Below are 17,996 nucleotides of genomic sequence, written 5' to 3'. Positions count from 1 at the left end.
ATGGTTCATCAATTAGAACAAACCGGGGATTTTTACTCCACCAGTGATCTTAGACATTTCTTGAGCTACCATTTCTTGTGACTTACGCAGGGACTCATTAACTGCCGCAAGCACCAAATCTTGTAACATTTCTACATCATCGGGATCAACAGCTTCCGGTGCAATCTCAATAGAAAGCACTTCGTTCTTACCGTTAGCTACAACTTTAATTGCGCCACCGCCTGCTGTTGCCTCTACTGTACGCTCAGCCAGTTCTTCTTGCATTTTGGCCATATCAGTTTGCATTTTCTGCACTTGCTTCATCATCTTTTGCATATTGCCACCAAACATACCAATTCCCCCTAAAAATCCTTCACTCTAGTCTACCACAATCCACAAAAAGTATAAAGAGGCGAAAAAAAAGGAAGCGTAAAAGCTACTTTTCTACGGCACAATATATTCGAGGTGAGCAGAAATGGCGAAGGGCAAAAAAAGCCTCAGCAAAGTTACGCCTCAAATTGCGACTCCTTTCGAACAGGAACTGGCCGAAGGTTTGAACCCAGATGACTTTCCTGAAAAGAACCAGAGTCAAAGGGCAAAACCTGGAGGTGGGTAAAGCATGTGGACCATAGTCCGTCGTCTTCTCCCTATGGGCGTCCGTGGGTTCTTTATGTATAACATCGCCCGCACGGGATTGCGCTGGCTCTTCCGCAACCGCATGCCCTTCCGCTAAAAGGCCAAAAAAGTGATTGTGCAGAGGTCAGTACTTGATCTCTGCACAATCATTTCCAGCATAACCAATAGAATCGGCTTTACAAATCATTGTAATCAAGATATACTATTGCATGTATTCAACAAGCTAGTCTTGGCCGTGCTAAACGGGGCGATAGCGGTGCCTTGTAACCCGCAATCCGCTGTAGCGGGGTTGAAGCTTTTCTAGAGGGCCTGTCTTGTGGGGACTGGCCTCTGTAAGTGGTGTAGACGGTTGGGTCCTACGCAACGGAAACCTATGAACCCCGCCAGGTCCGGAAGGAAGCAACGGTAAGTAGGCCATTTCGGGTGCCGTAGGGTAGCCTGGCCCGAGCTAACTGCAGAGGTAACGCCTGGAAGGCAGTGTTCGAAGAAAGCGCACGGCCTTTAATTTTACAATAATGCAGTATATATAGCAACAAGCTAGTAAGGTAGAAAAAGATGGTTAAGAACCATCTTTTTTCTGTATCTAGGAGGATTGCCATGGCTTACTTAGCCTTATATCGGGAATGGCGACCAGGTACATTTCAAGAATTGGTCGGCCAAGAGCACGTTAGTTGCACTTTGCAGAATGCACTTCTCTATCAGCGCATAGCCCACGCTTATCTCTTCTGCGGACCTCGGGGCACTGGAAAAACAACAACAGCCAAGGTATTAGCTAAAGCGCTTAACTGCAGTAGTAGCTTAGAGGCCAAGAGAAAGCCTTGCAACGACTGCAGTAATTGTCGTGCCATCAACAACGGCTCATCTCATGACGTTTTGGAAATTGACGCCGCCTCCAACCGAGGTGTCGATGAAATTAGAGAGCTTCGTGAACAAGTAAAGTACGCACCACAAGAAGGAACATATAAAGTTTATATTATTGACGAAGTTCATATGCTAACGACAGAAGCTTTTAACGCTTTGTTAAAAACACTGGAAGAACCGCCGGCTAACGTAATCTTTGTACTAGCAACAACAGAAGTACACAAAATACCAGCAACTATTTTATCTCGCTGTCAACGTTTTGATTTTCGTCGCCTTGATGTGGCTCAAATTGTGCAGAGACTGCGGGAAATTGCTACCCATTACCAACTAGAAATAAGTGATGATACGCTTCACTTTATTGCTCGCAAAGCAGAAGGTGGCATGCGCGATGCTCTCAGCATCTTAGATCAAGCTCATTCTTTTGCCGGTTCATCTATTACTATTGAAGACATTACTAGCATTTTAGGTGCTGTCAGCGACGAAACTCTTTTTGAGATAAGTCAATACTTAGCAGAAGGTCAACTTTCAGAAGCCTTGCTACTTCTTCATGAACTAATTAGCCGCGGAAAAGAAATTCGGCCTCTCACTAGAGATCTCTTAGATCATTATCGTGATCGCTTGATTCTCACTACCATACCGAAGAGCCACGATCTAGTCAACTTATCTCCTGAACTGTCCAACAAGATTCTTGCTATGAAATCATCTCTTTCAGCTGATGATATTCAAAGAGCTCTAGCTTTACTAAGCAAAGCAGAAACAGATATGAAGTGGACAAGCCATCCTAGACTACTGCTAGAAGTGGCTTTTATCCGAATTGCTAACCAAGAAGACTTAGAAAAACCAAAAGTCACAGCAGTACCAACTAGTTCAACAAATGCTGATCCTAGGGAACTTCAAGCTCTTCGCCAACGCATCGAAGAACTAGAAAAGCGCTTAGCTAGAGTAAACTTAGGGACAGAAAACATTCCCCCGCCGCCAACTACTCCTTTGCTAAAAGAGCCCTCTTCCACAGCTTCTACAGCAAGTTATCAAGTTAAATCTGTAGCTCCTTCTTCCGATTCAACAATAACACTAGAGCAACTACAGCGCTACTGGCCTGAAGTACTTGAGAAAGCCAAAGAGTACTTAAGCTCGCCACCCCTTCGTTCTATTTTACGTAACCAGACAAGTCTGGATAAAGTCCACGAAAAAACAGTCTATTTACAGCATAGTTGCCCTCTATACAGCCAGCCTAACGACCCTAGACTTAAAGATCTTACCTTATCAGTAAAAAAAGCTCTCTTAGAAATTTTTAGTCAGCCCCTAGAAATAGCTTTGTACCACGAAAGCCAAGGCACTGCTGAAGACCGCCCGGTAATACTTACCCCCTCGGAAGCAATTTCCTCTAAAAAAAACAATACTGTTCCTTTTCCTAAGAACTCGGCTACAACACCTGAGCCACTTGAAGGAGCACCCCTTTTGGACGAAGCAAAAGTTCGTCAGATCCTAGACGCTCCAGACCTAGAAATCCAGTATATTGACAGACCTCCAGAAGAAAAAGCATCTCTCAAATATAAGCTAAAAGATTAAAGCAACAGTAGTTAGCAAGAAAAGTTAAAAAGAAAAGCAGGCACTTAACAGAAACTTCCACCTTGAAGCCTCTCATAATCTTTTACCTTCCGGCAAAAATAAAGGCGGATAGGACAGGAGGTGAAGTTAATGTCTATGATTAAATGCGATGTAGAAGAGTGTCATTACAATCACAGTGAATTTTGCCAGGCCTCTACAGTACAGGTAAAATCAAGAGTGCCTGATCACATGACTAGTATTTCCGACGACACAGCTTGTGAAACTTTCGTTCCTAGATCAACAACTAAGAAGTAAAGCAAAATAGTTCTTTACGTAGAGAAAGAGCCAGAAGAAAAGAGACCACCCATTCGGGTCTCTATCTTCTGGCTCTTTCTAGAGGGACCAAGCCTTTTCATGTACTAGTCTTTCAAGACAAAATAGAAAGGGATATGAAGTAAAAGTAACATAAGAGCCAATACATGAGCTACATTCCAAATGGGGCTGTACATTTCCATGCTTGAACACCTCCTGTAAATTATAAATTGCACCTGCTCTAGTTGTTAAAATAGTTTAGCAACCAGAACTTGGCGATTTAGCCATTAATTCGACGTGTCTTCAAGTTTTCCTTTTTGCAAACAAAATATAAACATTCGATTCACTATCATTGTATCTGATTTAGGAGAAAAAATCACTATCTCTTTACCTTAATTTTCACATTCGCCCATTAAGTACATAGAAGGCTTTCCAATATAGTAACCCTGCGAGAAATCAATCCCCAATTCTCTGACTTTATTGAAAACTGCTTCAGAATGCACGAATTCAGCAATCGTTTTAATACCTAGTTTTTTTGTGAAGTGTACAATAGATCGAACTATGGTTTGGGCCGCTATATCTTGATCAATATTTTTTATAAGAGAACTATCGAGCTTCAGATAGTCTACGTTCAACTGAATAATATGATTAAAGTTGGAGTAACCCATACCAAAATCATCAATACTAATTTTATGACCTAGAGTCTTCATTTCTTTAATAAACTTCATTACTTCATGATAGTTCTCTATACCTTCTGATTCCAAAATCTCAAAGCCTACCTGACCAGGCTTAATTTTCTGATCGATCAATCCTTTTCGGATTGTTTGTACAATATCTTCATCAAGAATATCTTGTACAGATAAGTTAATAGAAAAGTCAATGTTTTGCTGAGAAAAACGCTGAAAAGACTTTTCTATCACTCGACGAGTAATCAAACCATGAGTTTTCGTTTTTTTAGCAATTTTTAAGAACTTGAAAGGCCCGTGTACTTGACCCTCTTCATCTACCAATCGCACTAAGCACTCGTATTTTCCAATTTTCTGCTTTCTGTTGTTCCAGATTGGCTGGTAATATAATATGATTTTATCGTTATGGAGAGCTTCTTTGATCATCCTAGTGTACTTAAGGTTTTCCTTATAGTCCTCAGAAGTCCACTGGGCAGGATCGTATATTAAGAAGCTTTTCTTTTTTTCTTTTACAATGTTCATAGCCCTATTAGCTTGCAGTACAATATCTTCGCCTTGGTAACCATCTTCTCCACGAACCACACTAATGCTAAGAGTTATATAAATATCTAGGTCTTGATACAGAAAGGGCCGATCATTTGCTTCCTGAAGAATGCGCTCCACTAAGCCTAAGTATTCAGAAGAAGGAACAGAGCAGTTGATGAGAATAGCGTATTCATCGCCTTGTATGCGATAAAGATTGTAGTTATCGTCAGGCAATAAGGCACGAACTCGCTTGGACAACTCAACCAGCACAAAGTCACCAGCATCATAGCCAAAAAGGTCGTTCGTCTCCTTGAAATTATCAATATTTAACAAAAACAGCGATGGAGAATTTTGCTCATATTGCTCTTGCAAGTCTTTAAGCAACTTAAATCTATTAGGCAATCCTGTCATAACGTCGCTATAGAGTTTCTCGATTGTTTTTATTTCTCTTTCTCTAGCAATACGCAGGACAGCCTTTTGAATAACATGCAAAAACTTCTCACGATAAACCGGCTTGATCATAAAATGATCAACACCTAAATCAATTGCTTTTAATAAATTATCGGCATCGTTGTGAGCTGATAAGACAATAATATGCTGTACAGAATTGATCGCTTTAATAGCTTTGATCATTTCAAGCCCATCCATATGAGGCATAGAGATATCAGTCATTACAATATCATAAGCCTTAGGATTATCCTGATAGAAAGCCAATCCTTTTTCGCCATCTTCAGCAATCTTCACATCGGCAAAGAACTTCCCCAGGAGACGCTTCATCTGCTCACGTATGATCCGTTCATCTTCTACATAAAGAACGCTCATATTCTTAGCTTCTTTTTCGAATGCTCCCAGCAATTCCGCTCTCCTCCCATCTATAGCTTTGAAGGGAAGTTACAATCAGATATGCTTTATATCTTTAGAAATAGCACGCACTTCTAGCATGCCGGTTTCCGTAAATAACTCGATCGTTCTTCCATAGTTACCACCTACGTCTTCTGCTACAAGAGGGATTCCTAACTTTCGTAAGGCCATCTTACAAGCTTCGATGTTTCTGTCGCCAATACTTTTTTGTCCTGTAGAATCTTTAAACTGAAACATCTGAGCACCACCAGCCATCTTAGCTTTGATCCGCCTTGCTACAGCACCTTTTTTCAACATACGATCGACTAATTCTGGTAATGCAGAGTCGGCAAATTTTGCTTTGTTGACAACAGCAGTCTTCGATAGTTCCGTAGAAGGCAACATCACATGAGCCAAACCAGCAATCTTTGTTGTACTATCGTATAAGGTTACACCAACACAAGAGCCCAGGCCCAGCGTTGTGATGGTGTCTGGATAGGCCGCGACATTTAAGTCAGCAATGCCTACTTTAATGACCGCCATATTGATGAACTCCTAAGGCCAAAAAGACCTTTTCAAAAGATTCCGGATCAGGCAAGAGAAAAAAGTGGCCTGTCTTACCTTTTTTCCCATCCTTCCGAACATGTCCCATCCCTTCCGCTTGAATCTCCGCATCAATCATAATGGCATAATCACTACTTTTTCCAATCTCTGTAAGACCATAACTCAACAAAGCCCCTGCCATATCAATAGCTAGGGAAGGCACAGTAGGCTTCATTTCCATGGCTGTAAAATCTGCCAGTGCCGTTAGATAAGAACCTGACAGAATATTCCCTACCTCTTGTAATACAGAAAGGGACATTTCACAGAAATCACCTTCTACTTGAATTCCTGCTAAATCCTGAACGAGTGACTCTGCATCTTCTTTGTCAACAATAAAAAACATATTCCCTGTAATGTCACCTTCGAAACGCAAGAATACAGAAGTAATTAAATTCTCCGCTCCACCAACATATTCAGTAATTTCATCAAAAGGCATAGGCATGACACGAGAAACTTGCATATCTACTCGTTTGCCTAACATTTGAGACAGAGCTGTTGCCGCGTGGCCTGATCCAATATTGCTAATCTCTTTAAGTACATCAAGATGAAAAGCCGCCATATCTTTGATCAAGTCGCCCATCACAGAACCTCCATGCTTTATAATCTTTAAACCAAAAGCCTTAAGTTAAGAGCTAATTTTCTCTGAGATCCGCTTATCTCTAATCTTTATATGTTGGAGCGTCCAATTTACAAGCACATCTCTCATTTCTTCGAGCTGTTCCTGTGACAACTCTTTCTGCAAGAGACTTTTCTGCAAATCGTAAACTTTGTTAATAAACCAACTATGTTCCTCTCGATGGCTCTTAAATTCATCATAGCCATTTCTAATCATGATCAACTCTTCTGCACCAAAGTGCTGAATAGAATAGCCAATGAGGTAGTTAACAGTCTCTTCTATAGCCTTGAAATCCTGTTGATTCACCGCTTCAGTAAAGGAAGCAATCCTAGCTACCAGTTTCTTATGTTGATCATCAATCATACCAAGGCCCGTTAAGAGTTCGTCATTCCATTCTACTTTCATAAACCTAACTCATCCGCCTTTCTCTCAATGTACGCAACCAAGGCAACGCTATTTCAAGAAAACTCCAGCTACTATACTCAAAGTATATCAAATAAATCAGCATCGGGAAGCCTTACTACAACAAATAAACAAAAAAAGTGAAAGAACTTACTTCTTTCACTTTTTAATCATATGAATCTTCCTAGGAACTATATGCAAGTCTATATAATTGCCAAGCTCAGGCTTAAGCTGTAAGAAACTGTGCTTATCTATAAGAACAGTAACAGGGAATCCACAATCTAAAGTAAGCTTATATTGCCAGCCGTAAGGTGACAGCCTTTTGATCTGACCTCGCAAGTTATTAGTTATAGCAGAGCCCAAGGCTAGATCTTCCGAGCGGGCAAAAAGAATCACCCCTTGCCCCTCAGCAAAGCCATTCTCTCCAGCAGAAGATTCTACTAAAAGCTCTTTACCACTCTCTAGTTTAATAATAAAATGAGCAGAACTTTCCTTTTTCAACACATAACCGGACCATTCATTATCAGCACCTACAAGCTTAGCCACAGCTGAATTAGCTGGACGATAAAAAATATCTTCCACTGTACCCTGCTGTACAACTTCCCCTTCAGACAAAACGATGATTTTATCAGCCATAAAGGGAATCTCCGAAAAGTCATGAGTAACAAACAGAGTAGTCATCTTACTTTTCTTCACAATGGCCGACAAATCTTCTAAGAGCTGTCCTTTAGTTGGAGCATCAAGAGCGCTAAAAGGCTCATCAAGAAAAAGCAACTGAGGATCTAAGGCCATAGCTCTTGCAATACTAACGCGCTGTGCTTCTCCTCCTGATAAGTTTCTAGGGTGACGTTTCTTCAAATGCCCTATTTTCAAACGCTCTAACCAATACTCAACTTTTTCGGCTACATCTTTCTTTTTACCTCTAAGCTTTAGACCGTAAGCAATATTATCGTAAACAGTCATATTAAGCAGTAATGGTTCTTGGAAAACGACAGCCATCTTACGCCTTTTTTCTATCACTGAGCACCTTTCTGCTACTGTTTTCAAGGAAACCTCGCCTGTAGTAGGCTTTTCCAGAAAGCTTAAGATTTTCAGGAGACTGCTTTTGCCTGAACCATTAGCACCTATCAAAGCAGTATGGTCACCTTGATTAATCTGCAAAGATGGTATGCTTAAGATTCTTTTCTTTTCTTTTTGCCAGGTAAGCTTATTTACTTCTAAGAGAATATCTTGCTCTACAATTGTCATTGCCGCCGCTCCCGTTGTTGAAGTAAAGTTAGTAACAAGGTGACTACGTAGGCTATGGTCATTAAAATTATAGTTAGGGCCATGGCACGACCAAAGTTACCACGAGCTACTTCTAGAACTGTTGCTGTCGTGAGTACTCTAGTAGAATCCTTAATATTACCGCCTACCATCATAGAAGCTCCTACCTCTGAGATGACCGCTCCAAAGCCTGCAATAACTGCCGCAATTAGTGGTAATTTCGTTTCCCTGATAATAGCCCATAAATATTGCCAACGTGAAGCTCCCAGTGACCAGATCTGCAAGTGCAGTTTTGGATTAAGCTGTTGAATACCAGCGATTGTGAAGCCTGTGATCATGGGAAAAGCAATAACAAACTGGGCAATAACTAAAGCCGTTGGTGTATATATTAGTTCCAAACCACCAAGAGGACCACTGCGCCACAGGAAAATGCTCACCCACAGACCAATAGCTACTGGCGGAAAAGCCATACCCGTATTGACTAAGCTAATCAAAAACTTCCGGCCAGGAAATTTTCGAAGAGCCAGGTAAAGCCCTAGCGGTACACCAGTAATTAAAGCAAGTATGGTCGCCAAAGTAGAAATTTGTAGGCTTCGCAAGGTAATACCGAAAACTTCTGCGTCAAAGGTAACAAAGAGCCAGAAAGCCTCTTTGATCCCTTGCCAGATAAGCTCCAAAATCAATGACCACCTTTCCGCCAACGAAAAAGAACATAAAGAAAAGGCCAATCACATTATAGGTGGATTGACCTCTCATTCTTAGTCTAAAATCTCCTTTCCACCTTGGGAGGCTAGAAAGTTTCCCTTCTAACCCTAAAGACTAGCAGACCCTGCTTCTAATTATCAGAAGTGTAGGTATACCAGTTCGGAGTTATAACATTGTCTTCATATTGTAATTCTATCTTTTATGATTTTTTCCTGCTTCAATTACACTGTCTACCAGCGTGCAATAATGACAACTAAGACTCTTCTTTCCAGCTGAGCTTATAAAACCTCAGCTCCTTAAAGCTAGCTTAAAAAAAGCGCACAAAAAAAGCTCGCCATAATTAGCGAGCTTTTGTAAACGCAATCTGCAATTACCAGTTGTTACGAGGCTGGAAGCAGTCACGGCAGTAAACAGGTCTGTCACCGCGAGGTTGGAAAGGAACTGTAGTCTCGACGCCACAAGCGGAGCATGTAACAGGGTACATTTGACGCTCTTGACGGCCGAAAGATCCACCACCGTTACGGTTTTGTTTGCGAGCTGCGCGGCACTCAGGGCAACGACCAGGCTCGTTAGTGAAACCTTTTTCAGCGTAGAACTCTTGCTCAGAAGCTGTGAACTCAAATTCACGACCACATTCTTTACAGCCTAAAACCTTGTCTTGAAACATACTAGAAAAAACCTCCTCAATATTCTGCCCTGCTAGGGACACCTGTTCCTACCTCCCCAGCCAGTGGCATTGAGAAGAGTACTGTTCACCATATCAGGGTCTGCACTAATTATACACTAAATGAGATAAATTTATAAGGTACAATTGCAAAAAAAATCAAAAAAATTTAAATTTATGATCCTAAACCTTAGCTATACTTCGCAATTGCACTAACCAAACAAAGAGTAATGTAAAAAAGAGCCCCGCTCCAATAACTAGCCATTGACTAGCTTGTAATGCTGAAACGTAGAAGGTCTGCAGATTTTCTCCATCCACAGTAGCCATTGCCAAAAGTAACTTTTCCATGCCTGGTACATAGTTAAGATGGTACACAATATGACCGGAAAAAATAAGCGGTACCAGCGCAAAGACCCATTGAACCCTTTTGGTAGCGCCTTTTGTGCGATAAGGTTTTACAACTCTATAGGCCAAAAGTCCAAAAAGAAGAGCCGAACTCCAGTAAAGCAAAGTAAAGAAAAGCCAGTCATCAAAGCGAGCAATTGAAGGGAGAAAAGCATCATAGTAAAAGACTGGAACAAGAATAGCTGATAAGACTGCTACAAAGATTACATAGCCTTGATTAATCCGCACTAATTGCCACAACTCTCGACCGGGCATACGTATATTTAATTCTACAGCATCATTCGGACAATTTCTGAGGCAATTGAGACAGACTTTGCAGTCTATATTGTTATCGAGATAAGCTAAATGCTGAGACATAGGGCAACCTGCTACATCACCTTTTCCTTTGTAGCAATCGTAAGTAGTACATTGATTCAAACAAAGTGACGTTTCCGCTCGCACCTCCACAATAGAACTAAGGGAAGCTAGACCAATAAAACCTCCCAGCGGGCACAAGTGGCGGCACCAAGCATGACGATAATAGAAAAGAGCAACTACGAGAGCCATCAAAAGCAAAAATATCAGTAATAGACCTGTAAAAAAAGGCTCATAACGCAAGGCAAAAGTTATTTCTAACCAAAAAATTATTAAAAAGAAAGCCGTAACTACCAAGTAATCATACTTTTTCAACCATACAGGCACAGGTAACTGATAAGCATGAACTTTTTGTATTGCCTCCATCATCGTTGAGACAGGGCAAAAAGTGCACCAGATACGTCCAATAATAGGTGACAAAAGAGCTATTAAAGGCCACCATAAACCCCAAGCAAAAAGAAAAAATCCAGCCTGCACAGCCCAATGAGGTTGAGCTAATAAAAGCACTAAAAGCACTAGAAACAAAGCACCAATAACCTGACGTAATCGCGTAACTAAGTGCCCACTCTTGATTAGATCAGCTAGAAAAGGAAGGGACAAAAGATTAAAACTTCCCCCTGCTTTCTTAGCTGTAGGCCCGAAGAAGACATGCTCCAAATCAATAGTCATTCCATCAGCAAGCAAAAAGGCTCGCTCAATCACCTGAGCTAGCTCAGTAACATTACCTTGACGATAATTATGAGACAACAATAGCTTCATCGCTTCATTACTGACAGCAGGAGCTGACCGCTGTTGTCTCTCTGCTAATTCTTGAAGAATACCTTTAACAAGAAAAGGTAGATCTCTCTTGCGCTGGCGAATCGCTGGTAATGAATAAGTAAAAGTAAAGAAAGGAGCAAGCTCAGACTCTAAGAGCACTGATAATGCAGGCATCTTTTCTTGTGCCGCTAAAATAGAAGCTGTCACAACAAAGTTACTTTGATCAGAACTTAAGATTCTAGCTAGCTTTCTTTGCTGAAAAGGCGTTACTTCGTTCATATCCTGCACAAACAAAGTTCCGCCTTCTACCATTTTCAGCAAACCCCCATCGCTTAGCGATGCATCTGGCAGAGAGCAAGCTAGCTCACTCAGTTCTCGATCCATCTCCGCTAGATAGCGCTCTAACTGATTACCTTCCACTATAACAAAGGGCGCTGAAGGTCCAAAGCGCTTTTTATGAATAGCCCAAGCCAACATCTGCCGACCTGTTCCACGTTCTCCATAAAGGATGACATGATTTTTCTGCTGGCTTATCTCCTCAATAACCTCGTTCATCACTTTAGTAGACTTTGGACCGCCCCATACTTTATAAAATCGCTTTTCAATCTCATTAAGATAAAGAGTAGAGCGCAAAAACTCCTTTTGTCTGGCATCCCAGAGGCCGAGATTGACATTATTTACATGACGGGACAAACGCTCAGCTAACTTTTTATAAAGAATAGGCCAACGCACCATAAGCTGTAGAAAAGACTGCCGTTCAAGATAGAGGAATTCACAGTTAACAAGAGCTCGAATCGTCGTCGGTGCTGGCTCATTAAGGCATAAAGATATCTTGCCAAAAGAATCGCCAGCAGTGAACGTATTGATGCGAACAGGTTCAAGCTCTCCCTTCGTCACAACTGCTTCTACAGCACCTTCAACAACAACAAAGAAAGGATGATCTTCAACACCTTGCGGTATGATAATCTCGCCTTGCTCACAACTCTTCCATCGAAATTCTTCAGCTAATCCGACTATTTCCTCTTTCGTCAAGTCAGAGAAAAAATCAACTTGTAACAAAGCAAGCACTTTATTCTGTTCCATCTACGTTCACCCCCTTTACTCTCCTGATTTCCTCACTTATCAAATAATCGTAACAGCCTATAAGAATAAATGAAGTGAGGCTAATCACAGTAGGACAGAATTGGTAACTGCTTTGACAAGTTCTTTCTACCACCTTGACTAGATAACTATAAGCTTTATAAAATTTATCAGCAGGATTTTTTTGGAACAAGGGGAATCTTTATTTCTATAAGCAATAAGCCTTGCTTATATCTGCCCTTTTGCAAAAGCTGACTTGATTTAATAGTAAACTCGGTTTCACAGCGAAGAAAGCAAAAAAAAGGAGTCTCGCTATGATCATCGATAAGCAAAGTGATTTTGATCAAAGGGAATTAACTTTCGAAGAAATAGATGAAGGCTATACCTTTAGACAAGCTATTGCCGAAGCAAAACGCTGTCTAACTTGTCCTAAACCCCTCTGTCGCAAAAACTGTCCTATCGAGCAAGAGATCCCTCAATTTATCGAAGCCCTAGCTAAAGGTAACATGGGAGAAGCGACAGCTATTATTGCTCGCCGCAGTAACTTACCTGCCGTCTGCGGTCGCGTCTGCCCTCATGAAAAACAGTGTGAAGGAAGTTGTATCTTAGCTAAGCAAGGCCAAGCTATTCGCATTGGCAAACTAGAACGCTTTGTAGCTGACTTTGATGCTGAAGTAGGTCTAACACAACCCAGCAGTTGTTCTGCTTTGAGTAAAGGTAAAGTTGCTGTCATTGGCTCAGGACCAGCAGGACTTACTGTTGCTGGCGATCTAGCCAAACTTTGCTATGACGTAACAGTCTTTGACGCCCAGGAAGAGCCCGGTGGTATCTTAATGTATGGTATTCCTGATTTTCGTCTGAGCAAGGAAGTAGTACGCCGCGAAATTAACAGGATACAAATGCTTGGCGTCGAGTTCCGCAACCAAGTTCTCGTCGGAACAGACTGTACTATTGACGAAATCTTAGACGAAGGTTTTGAAGCCATATTTATCGGCACTGGTACTGCTGTCCCGAAAAGCCTTGACTTGCCTGGATGTGACTTGCCCGGCATTATGCAAGCTTCTTATTTCTTGCGCGTTCTTGCCCTAGCCAACAGCGGTAACGTAAGTCGTAGAGAAATCCCAGTCAACCCTGGCGACAAGGTAGCTATCATTGGCGCCGGCAACGTAGCTATGGACGCGGCGCGAACAGCTCTGCGTGTCGGTGCTTCAGAAGTAACCGTTCTCTATCGACGGGACAAAAGTACCATGACAGCTCTACAAAGTGAATATGAACATGCTAAAGCAGAAGGTGTTGGCTTTAGTTGGATGTCATCACCACTGCGCTACATAGGAGACCACAAAGTAGAAGCCTTAGAAATAGCACTAATGGAAACGAAGCCTGATGGCTCTGTAGTCGACAGCGGTCGTCGAGAAAACCTACCCGTTGATAAAGTTATTTTAGCTATTGGTCAACGGCCCGCCGCTCGCATCATCTCCACTACCAGCGGTATTGAAGTTAATGAACAAGGCTACGTCATCACCCGCGATAAACCTTACGGAATGACAACACGCCGTGGAGTTTTCGCTGGTGGCGACGTAGTCCACGAGCCTGCTACCGTCGTCCTAGCCATGAAAGAAGCCAAAAAAGTAGCCGCCGGCATGGCCATGTACATTGAAGCCAAAAAACTAATCGAAGAATGCGGCGGCCTCTAGAAAGAAACAAAGCCCAGACCTCACTTCATCTTGATGGTCTGGGCTTTCTTATGCCTTTTTTTGACTTCCTAGAATAAAATCGCTTCCATAGAAAGCATAGTAATAACGCCGAAAAGAAGAGCAAAAGTCGCTGTCTGCACAAAGCCATGACCATGGCTTTCAGGAATCAACTCTTTCGAAGTTACATACAGCATCGCGCCACCAGCAAAGCCTAGGGCAAAAGGTAGGAGTCCAGCGACCACATCGACAGCCCAGAAACCGAAAAGCGCCGCAACTGGTTCAATTAAGCCTGCTATGGCAACAAGTAGCAAAATGCGACTAACAGGCACACCTTTTTGTTTCAGGGGAGCGGCTATAACAAGACCTTCTGGTGCATTTTGAATGCCGATAGTTACAGCCATCAATAAACCTAGCGCTTCATCGCCACTACCATAACCCACACCTACAACAAGGCCTTCGGGAATATTGTGTAACATTACGGCAGTGAACGTAAGCCAAGCTAACTTAAGTTCTCCCTTACCGCTTTGAGGTATCTTCAAAAACCGGGCAAAGATATTATCAGGTAAGATTGCGCCAAGCACAGCAACAAAGATAGCACCAACGAGCAGACCGGCAATCACAATAAGAAAAGAACCACCAATTTCCATACCTTCGCCCAGCAAAGTAAAACTAGCCGCAATCATAACACCAGCGGCAAAACCAAGAAAAGCGTCTTGCGCCATATGAGGAACTCGTCGTAAGAAAAGTAATGGTATAGCGCCTAACAAAGTGGCCGAGCCAGCTAAGAAACTGGCCCAAAAAACTTCACTCATCAGCAACCCGTCCTTTTGTTACATAAAAAGTTGCTTTTCTATCATCTGCGACTTATATATGCTTACATAATCCTATTGTTTTACCTAGCCTCCGCCGCGCAAAGTTTTCTTCCGAAAAGCAAGCAGAAGCTTCTCTAGCTCTGGCCTTGAGCCAGAAAAAGTAATGGTCGTTGTCTGCAAAGTAAGAGAACCTATAGTTACTTTCTGCTCATCCGACAGCACCGCTTGCCAACAGTCACTCTGGTAATTTCCATCCTTATCTTCTATGCCACCAAGTTGCTCAAGAATCTGACGAAGCTCCCACTGTGCAATCCCTTGTATCTGGAGAGTTTGCTTGCATTTTCCCTTATCTTCTATACTTTCGTTTTTAGCTACTCCTTCTTGCAAAAAACTCCAGCTCCTTAACCAATTTACTGAAAGCCTGCTCGCCAAAATAGCTAGCAGGCTTATATTCTTTTACTGCGCAAAACGGTGATAGGCACTAGAAGCTTTCCAAGTAAAACTCTTCTGTTGACCTTCTTTTTCATAAACGATCAAAGAACCTAGTTGTTCTTGAAAAGCCCAACCCTGTTCTAGCATGTATTGATCAAAAGCTTCTTTAGGTACTTCCTCTTCACTAAGCTTTTCCGTAAAAACAACGTAAGTAGGCCAAGGCATAAAGACTTTAACAACTTTTCTTTCTAAGAAATGAACAGCGAAGAAAGCATAGTTAGCGTAAACAATAGCAAAAATCGCGAGTAGCGCAAGAAGGCGCTTGATATTTCCTTTCATCCTTTAGTCCATCGGCTCCTTTGAATCATTTTTTTACCTATGTAATCTGTTCTATCCTTCTCATTGTACCAGAAGCGTTGCTTCTTTCACAATTCCTGAACATTCCAGCAGAGAAAAGCAGTTAACAAGCACTTTTTCAATAGCCTTTCATAGTATTGAAGCATGAGGAGGTGTCTTTATTTGATCATCCATACTGTAAGTCCTGGTGAAAGCGTTTGGTCTATATCGCGAATTTATGGCGTCAATCCTAACCGAATCGTTGAAGTTAACCAATTGCCTGATCCTTCACGACTGCTGATTGGGCAAAGTCTGCTAGTGCCACGAGATCGACCAGCTACTCATATGGTCCAACCAGGGGAAAATCTTTGGGTTCTAGCACAGCGTTTCGGTACGACCGTGCAAGCTATTGCCGAGGCTAATCAAATTGTAGATCCAGCTTTGATCTTCCCAGGCATGGTGTTAACCATACCACCGCGGCCTAGACCGACTATTGAAGCAAACGCTTATGTGCAACGTCTTGATGCAGTTGGTCTTAATGCTGTAGAAGAAACTGGTCAATATCTTACTTACCTAAGTCTTTTTAGCTATGAAGTTCGTGAAGATGGTACGCTAGCACCCTTAGCTGATGAAGCAATTATTGCCGCCGCCCGCGCAAGAGGGGCGGCCCCACTGATGGTCATTACCAACATAGTGGCTGGCGAAGACTTTAGTCCAGACTTAGCCCGTGCTATTTTAGGAAACGTAGAAGTACAAGAAGCACTAATTACCAACATACTTGCTACTATGGAAGCTCGCGGATTTACTGGCGTAAACGTAGATTTTGAATATGTCTATCCTGCTGACCGCGAGCTCTATAATGATTTTCTCCGTAGAGTTGTCGCTAGACTACGTCCTGCAGGATACACCATCTCCAGTGCCGTAGCTCCTAAGGTAAGGGCTGATCAAGTTGGACTTTTGTATGAAGCCCACGATTATCCCGTCCACGGTGAGCTCCTCGACTTTGTCATCATTATGACCTATGAGTGGGGCTGGATTGGCGGACCGCCTATGGCCGTTTCACCAGTTAATCAGATGCGCCGCGTCTTAGATTATGCTGTCACAGCCATTCCTCGTGCAAAGATTATGATGGGCATGCCTCTCTATGGCTACGATTGGACCTTGCCCTTTGTCGCTGGAGAAACGAGGGCAACGACTTTAAGCCCTCAAGGTGCTCTAGCACGAGCCATTCAGTATAATGCCGCTATTGAATACGACCCTATTGCGGAAGCACCTTTTTACGGTTACTACGATGAGCAAGGGCGAGAGCATATCGTTTGGTTTGAAGATGCCCGCAGTGTGCAAGCTAAGTTCGATCTAGTCCGTGAATATAACTTGCGTGGTGTGAGCTACTGGGTCTTAGGTCTGCCTTTTCCACAGAACTGGCCGCTCCTTGCTGATAATTTCGAGATTCGCAAAATTATTGGGTAAATTATAATTTAACAGGATAAATGAAAAAAGCCGCCTCGACTCTTTTCCCAAAAAGTCAGGCGGCTAAAAAAATAGCTAAACAGAAGATTCTCCGACTAGTACATGCTAACGTATTCTTCGCCTTCACGGACAAACTTTCTTGCTTCCCATAACACAATTCATAATATGAAGTAAGTATTTCCGCACAATGTTCACATCACTGTGCAGGCTTAAAGTTCTGCTCCCGACTACATCTTCAATCTCATTCAAGACAAAACGCCCCTCTTGATCAAAGATAAAGTCTACTCCCACCATAGCTAGTTCATCAAAAGCATCAATTACTTTGTGTACTAGCTCTCTCTGTTCTAGCGATAGATCATAAAGCTGAGACTGACCGCCTAAAGAATAGTTAGAACGAAAATCTTGCTCCGACTGTCTAAGTACAGCACCAACAATCTCTTTGCCTACCACAAAGACACGAACATCTCGCCCTGCTTGACCCATCGCTTGGAGAATTAAATCTTTACTGGCTAAAGTATTAAGCAAATCGCGCAAAGCCTGCTCATTTTTTACTTGATAAACTTCTTGTCCTCCATGACCTGCTACGGTTTTGACGACGATGGGAAAGTTCAGGTACGCAAGCTTGTATTCCGAAAACTCTCCAGCTCTCCAAAAAACCGTATCTAACATAGGAATCTCATAACCTGCTAGATATTGATGAGTCCTTGCTTTATCATTACAAATTCTACTCACTTTCGAGCTATTAAAAGTCCTAATCGCCATTAACTCTAACTGTTCACTAAAAAGAGCATCTCTGTTTCTTACAATAGCGAAGTCTGGCTTTGCTATCGCTTCTCCTCGATAGTTACAGAAAAGCTTTTGCTTAGCGATACCAAAAGTAAGATCCTCTTTTAATAGAAGAGACAGTTCTACATCTAAGTCTTTTGCTTCTTCTAGAAACCACTTAATATAAGCTTCATTTCTTTGAGCATCTTTTTGGTTGTATATCAACCAACCTTTGAGCATACTTAT

The 17,996-nt window shown here is 42.1% G+C and carries 18 protein-coding genes, 1 other RNA gene and 1 riboswitch; of the genes, 6 read left to right on the top strand and 13 right to left on the bottom strand.

Translation table 11 applies throughout. The features are described 5' to 3' along the window. Window positions 1–12 precede the first annotated feature (12 nt). Window positions 13–330: a YbaB/EbfC family nucleoid-associated protein gene (locus F9B85_RS06915; RefSeq protein WP_151619649.1), complete on the bottom strand. Its 318-nt coding sequence runs from the start codon at window positions 328–330 to the stop codon at window positions 13–15. 124 nt (window positions 331–454) lie between these two features. Between F9B85_RS06915 and F9B85_RS14370 the strand changes: the two genes are divergently transcribed. From F9B85_RS14370 to F9B85_RS06900, 4 genes are all read left to right on the top strand, one after another. Next, the gene (locus F9B85_RS14370) at window positions 455–595 is read left to right on the top strand and encodes a hypothetical protein (protein ID WP_170270277.1); all 141 of its coding nucleotides are present in this window, start codon (window positions 455–457) and stop codon (window positions 593–595) included. A 253-nt stretch (window positions 596–848) separates the two neighbouring features. After that, window positions 849–1,113, top strand: an RNA gene (ffs, locus tag F9B85_RS06910) — signal recognition particle sRNA large type. Window positions 1,114–1,212: 99 nt separating this feature from the next. Next, entirely contained in the window at window positions 1,213–3,045 is a 1,833-nt protein-coding gene (dnaX, locus tag F9B85_RS06905) for a DNA polymerase III subunit gamma/tau (RefSeq protein WP_170270275.1), read from the top strand. 129 nt (window positions 3,046–3,174) lie between these two features. Next, window positions 3,175–3,339: a DUF1540 domain-containing protein gene (locus F9B85_RS06900; RefSeq protein WP_151619647.1), complete on the top strand. Its 165-nt coding sequence runs from the start codon at window positions 3,175–3,177 to the stop codon at window positions 3,337–3,339. Window positions 3,340–3,728: 389 nt separating this feature from the next. Here F9B85_RS06900 and F9B85_RS06895 read toward each other — a convergent pair whose 3' ends face one another. The 8 genes from F9B85_RS06895 to F9B85_RS06860 all read right to left on the bottom strand — a co-directional run bounded on the left by F9B85_RS06895 (window position 3,729) and on the right by F9B85_RS06860 (window position 12,244). Next, window positions 3,729–5,402: a two-component system response regulator gene (locus F9B85_RS06895; protein ID WP_151619646.1), complete on the bottom strand. Its 1,674-nt coding sequence runs from the start codon at window positions 5,400–5,402 to the stop codon at window positions 3,729–3,731. Between the two features lie 42 nt (window positions 5,403–5,444). Then, the gene (locus tag F9B85_RS06890) at window positions 5,445–5,930 is read right to left on the bottom strand and encodes a chemotaxis protein CheD (RefSeq protein WP_151619645.1); all 486 of its coding nucleotides are present in this window, start codon (window positions 5,928–5,930) and stop codon (window positions 5,445–5,447) included. After that, complete coding sequence (locus F9B85_RS06885; RefSeq protein ID WP_151619644.1) at window positions 5,917–6,570, bottom strand: chemotaxis protein CheC; 654 nt, start codon at window positions 6,568–6,570, stop codon at window positions 5,917–5,919. Before F9B85_RS06885 ends, F9B85_RS06890 begins: the two co-directional genes overlap by 14 nt. Before the next feature lie 45 nt (window positions 6,571–6,615). Continuing rightward, window positions 6,616–7,011, bottom strand: coding sequence for a bacteriohemerythrin (locus F9B85_RS06880; RefSeq protein ID WP_151619643.1), 396 nt, complete (start codon window positions 7,009–7,011; stop codon window positions 6,616–6,618). A 156-nt stretch (window positions 7,012–7,167) separates the two neighbouring features. After that, window positions 7,168–8,256 carry an ABC transporter ATP-binding protein gene (locus F9B85_RS06875; RefSeq protein ID WP_151619642.1) on the bottom strand — a complete coding sequence of 363 codons (1,089 nt, stop codon included), beginning with the start codon at window positions 8,254–8,256 and terminating at the stop codon, window positions 7,168–7,170. Then, window positions 8,253–8,951 (bottom strand): ABC transporter permease, encoded by a 699-nt coding sequence (locus tag F9B85_RS06870; protein WP_151619641.1) that lies wholly within the window; start codon window positions 8,949–8,951, stop codon window positions 8,253–8,255. Before F9B85_RS06870 ends, F9B85_RS06875 begins: the two co-directional genes overlap by 4 nt. A gap of 77 nt (window positions 8,952–9,028) precedes the next feature. Next, a riboswitch (molybdenum cofactor riboswitch) is annotated at window positions 9,029–9,156 on the bottom strand. Window positions 9,157–9,349: 193 nt separating this feature from the next. Further along, window positions 9,350–9,646, bottom strand: a complete 297-nt coding sequence (locus tag F9B85_RS06865) for a zinc-ribbon domain containing protein (RefSeq protein ID WP_151619640.1) — start codon at window positions 9,644–9,646, stop codon at window positions 9,350–9,352. 180 nt (window positions 9,647–9,826) lie between these two features. Further along, on the bottom strand, window positions 9,827–12,244 hold the full coding sequence (locus F9B85_RS06860) for a cyclic nucleotide-binding domain-containing protein (RefSeq protein ID WP_151619639.1): 2,418 nt from the start codon (window positions 12,242–12,244) through the stop codon (window positions 9,827–9,829). A 311-nt stretch (window positions 12,245–12,555) separates the two neighbouring features. Here F9B85_RS06860 and F9B85_RS06855 point away from each other — a divergent pair, with 311 nt between their 5' ends. Then, window positions 12,556–13,935: an NAD(P)-dependent oxidoreductase gene (locus F9B85_RS06855; RefSeq protein WP_151619638.1), complete on the top strand. Its 1,380-nt coding sequence runs from the start codon at window positions 12,556–12,558 to the stop codon at window positions 13,933–13,935. Between the two features lie 68 nt (window positions 13,936–14,003). Here the strand turns inward: F9B85_RS06855 and F9B85_RS06850 are convergent, their stop codons facing one another. The 3 genes from F9B85_RS06850 to F9B85_RS06840 form a co-directional block, all read right to left on the bottom strand. Next, window positions 14,004–14,747 carry a ZIP family metal transporter gene (locus F9B85_RS06850; protein WP_151619637.1) on the bottom strand — a complete coding sequence of 248 codons (744 nt, stop codon included), beginning with the start codon at window positions 14,745–14,747 and terminating at the stop codon, window positions 14,004–14,006. 84 nt (window positions 14,748–14,831) lie between these two features. Further along, complete coding sequence (locus tag F9B85_RS06845) at window positions 14,832–15,134, bottom strand: MoaD-like domain-containing protein (RefSeq protein WP_151619636.1); 303 nt, start codon at window positions 15,132–15,134, stop codon at window positions 14,832–14,834. A gap of 69 nt (window positions 15,135–15,203) precedes the next feature. Next, entirely contained in the window at window positions 15,204–15,518 is a 315-nt protein-coding gene (locus tag F9B85_RS06840) for a hypothetical protein (RefSeq protein WP_151619635.1), read from the bottom strand. A 180-nt stretch (window positions 15,519–15,698) separates the two neighbouring features. Here F9B85_RS06840 and F9B85_RS06835 point away from each other — a divergent pair, with 180 nt between their 5' ends. Further along, window positions 15,699–16,985: a LysM peptidoglycan-binding domain-containing protein gene (locus F9B85_RS06835; protein WP_151619634.1), complete on the top strand. Its 1,287-nt coding sequence runs from the start codon at window positions 15,699–15,701 to the stop codon at window positions 16,983–16,985. Window positions 16,986–17,108: 123 nt separating this feature from the next. On the opposite strand, the gene F9B85_RS06830 is transcribed toward F9B85_RS06835, so the two are convergent. Beyond that, the gene (locus F9B85_RS06830; protein WP_170270273.1) at window positions 17,109–17,990 is read right to left on the bottom strand and encodes an ATP-grasp domain-containing protein; all 882 of its coding nucleotides are present in this window, start codon (window positions 17,988–17,990) and stop codon (window positions 17,109–17,111) included. Window positions 17,991–17,996: the final 6 nt, after the last annotated feature.

Source organism: Heliorestis acidaminivorans (genome assembly GCF_008933955.1).
Taxonomy (GTDB): Bacteria; Bacillota; Desulfitobacteriia; order Heliobacteriales; family Heliobacteriaceae; genus Heliorestis; species Heliorestis acidaminivorans.
The sequence above is the reverse complement of the archived record's forward strand: the minus strand, read 5'-3'. Positions and strand labels throughout refer to the sequence as shown.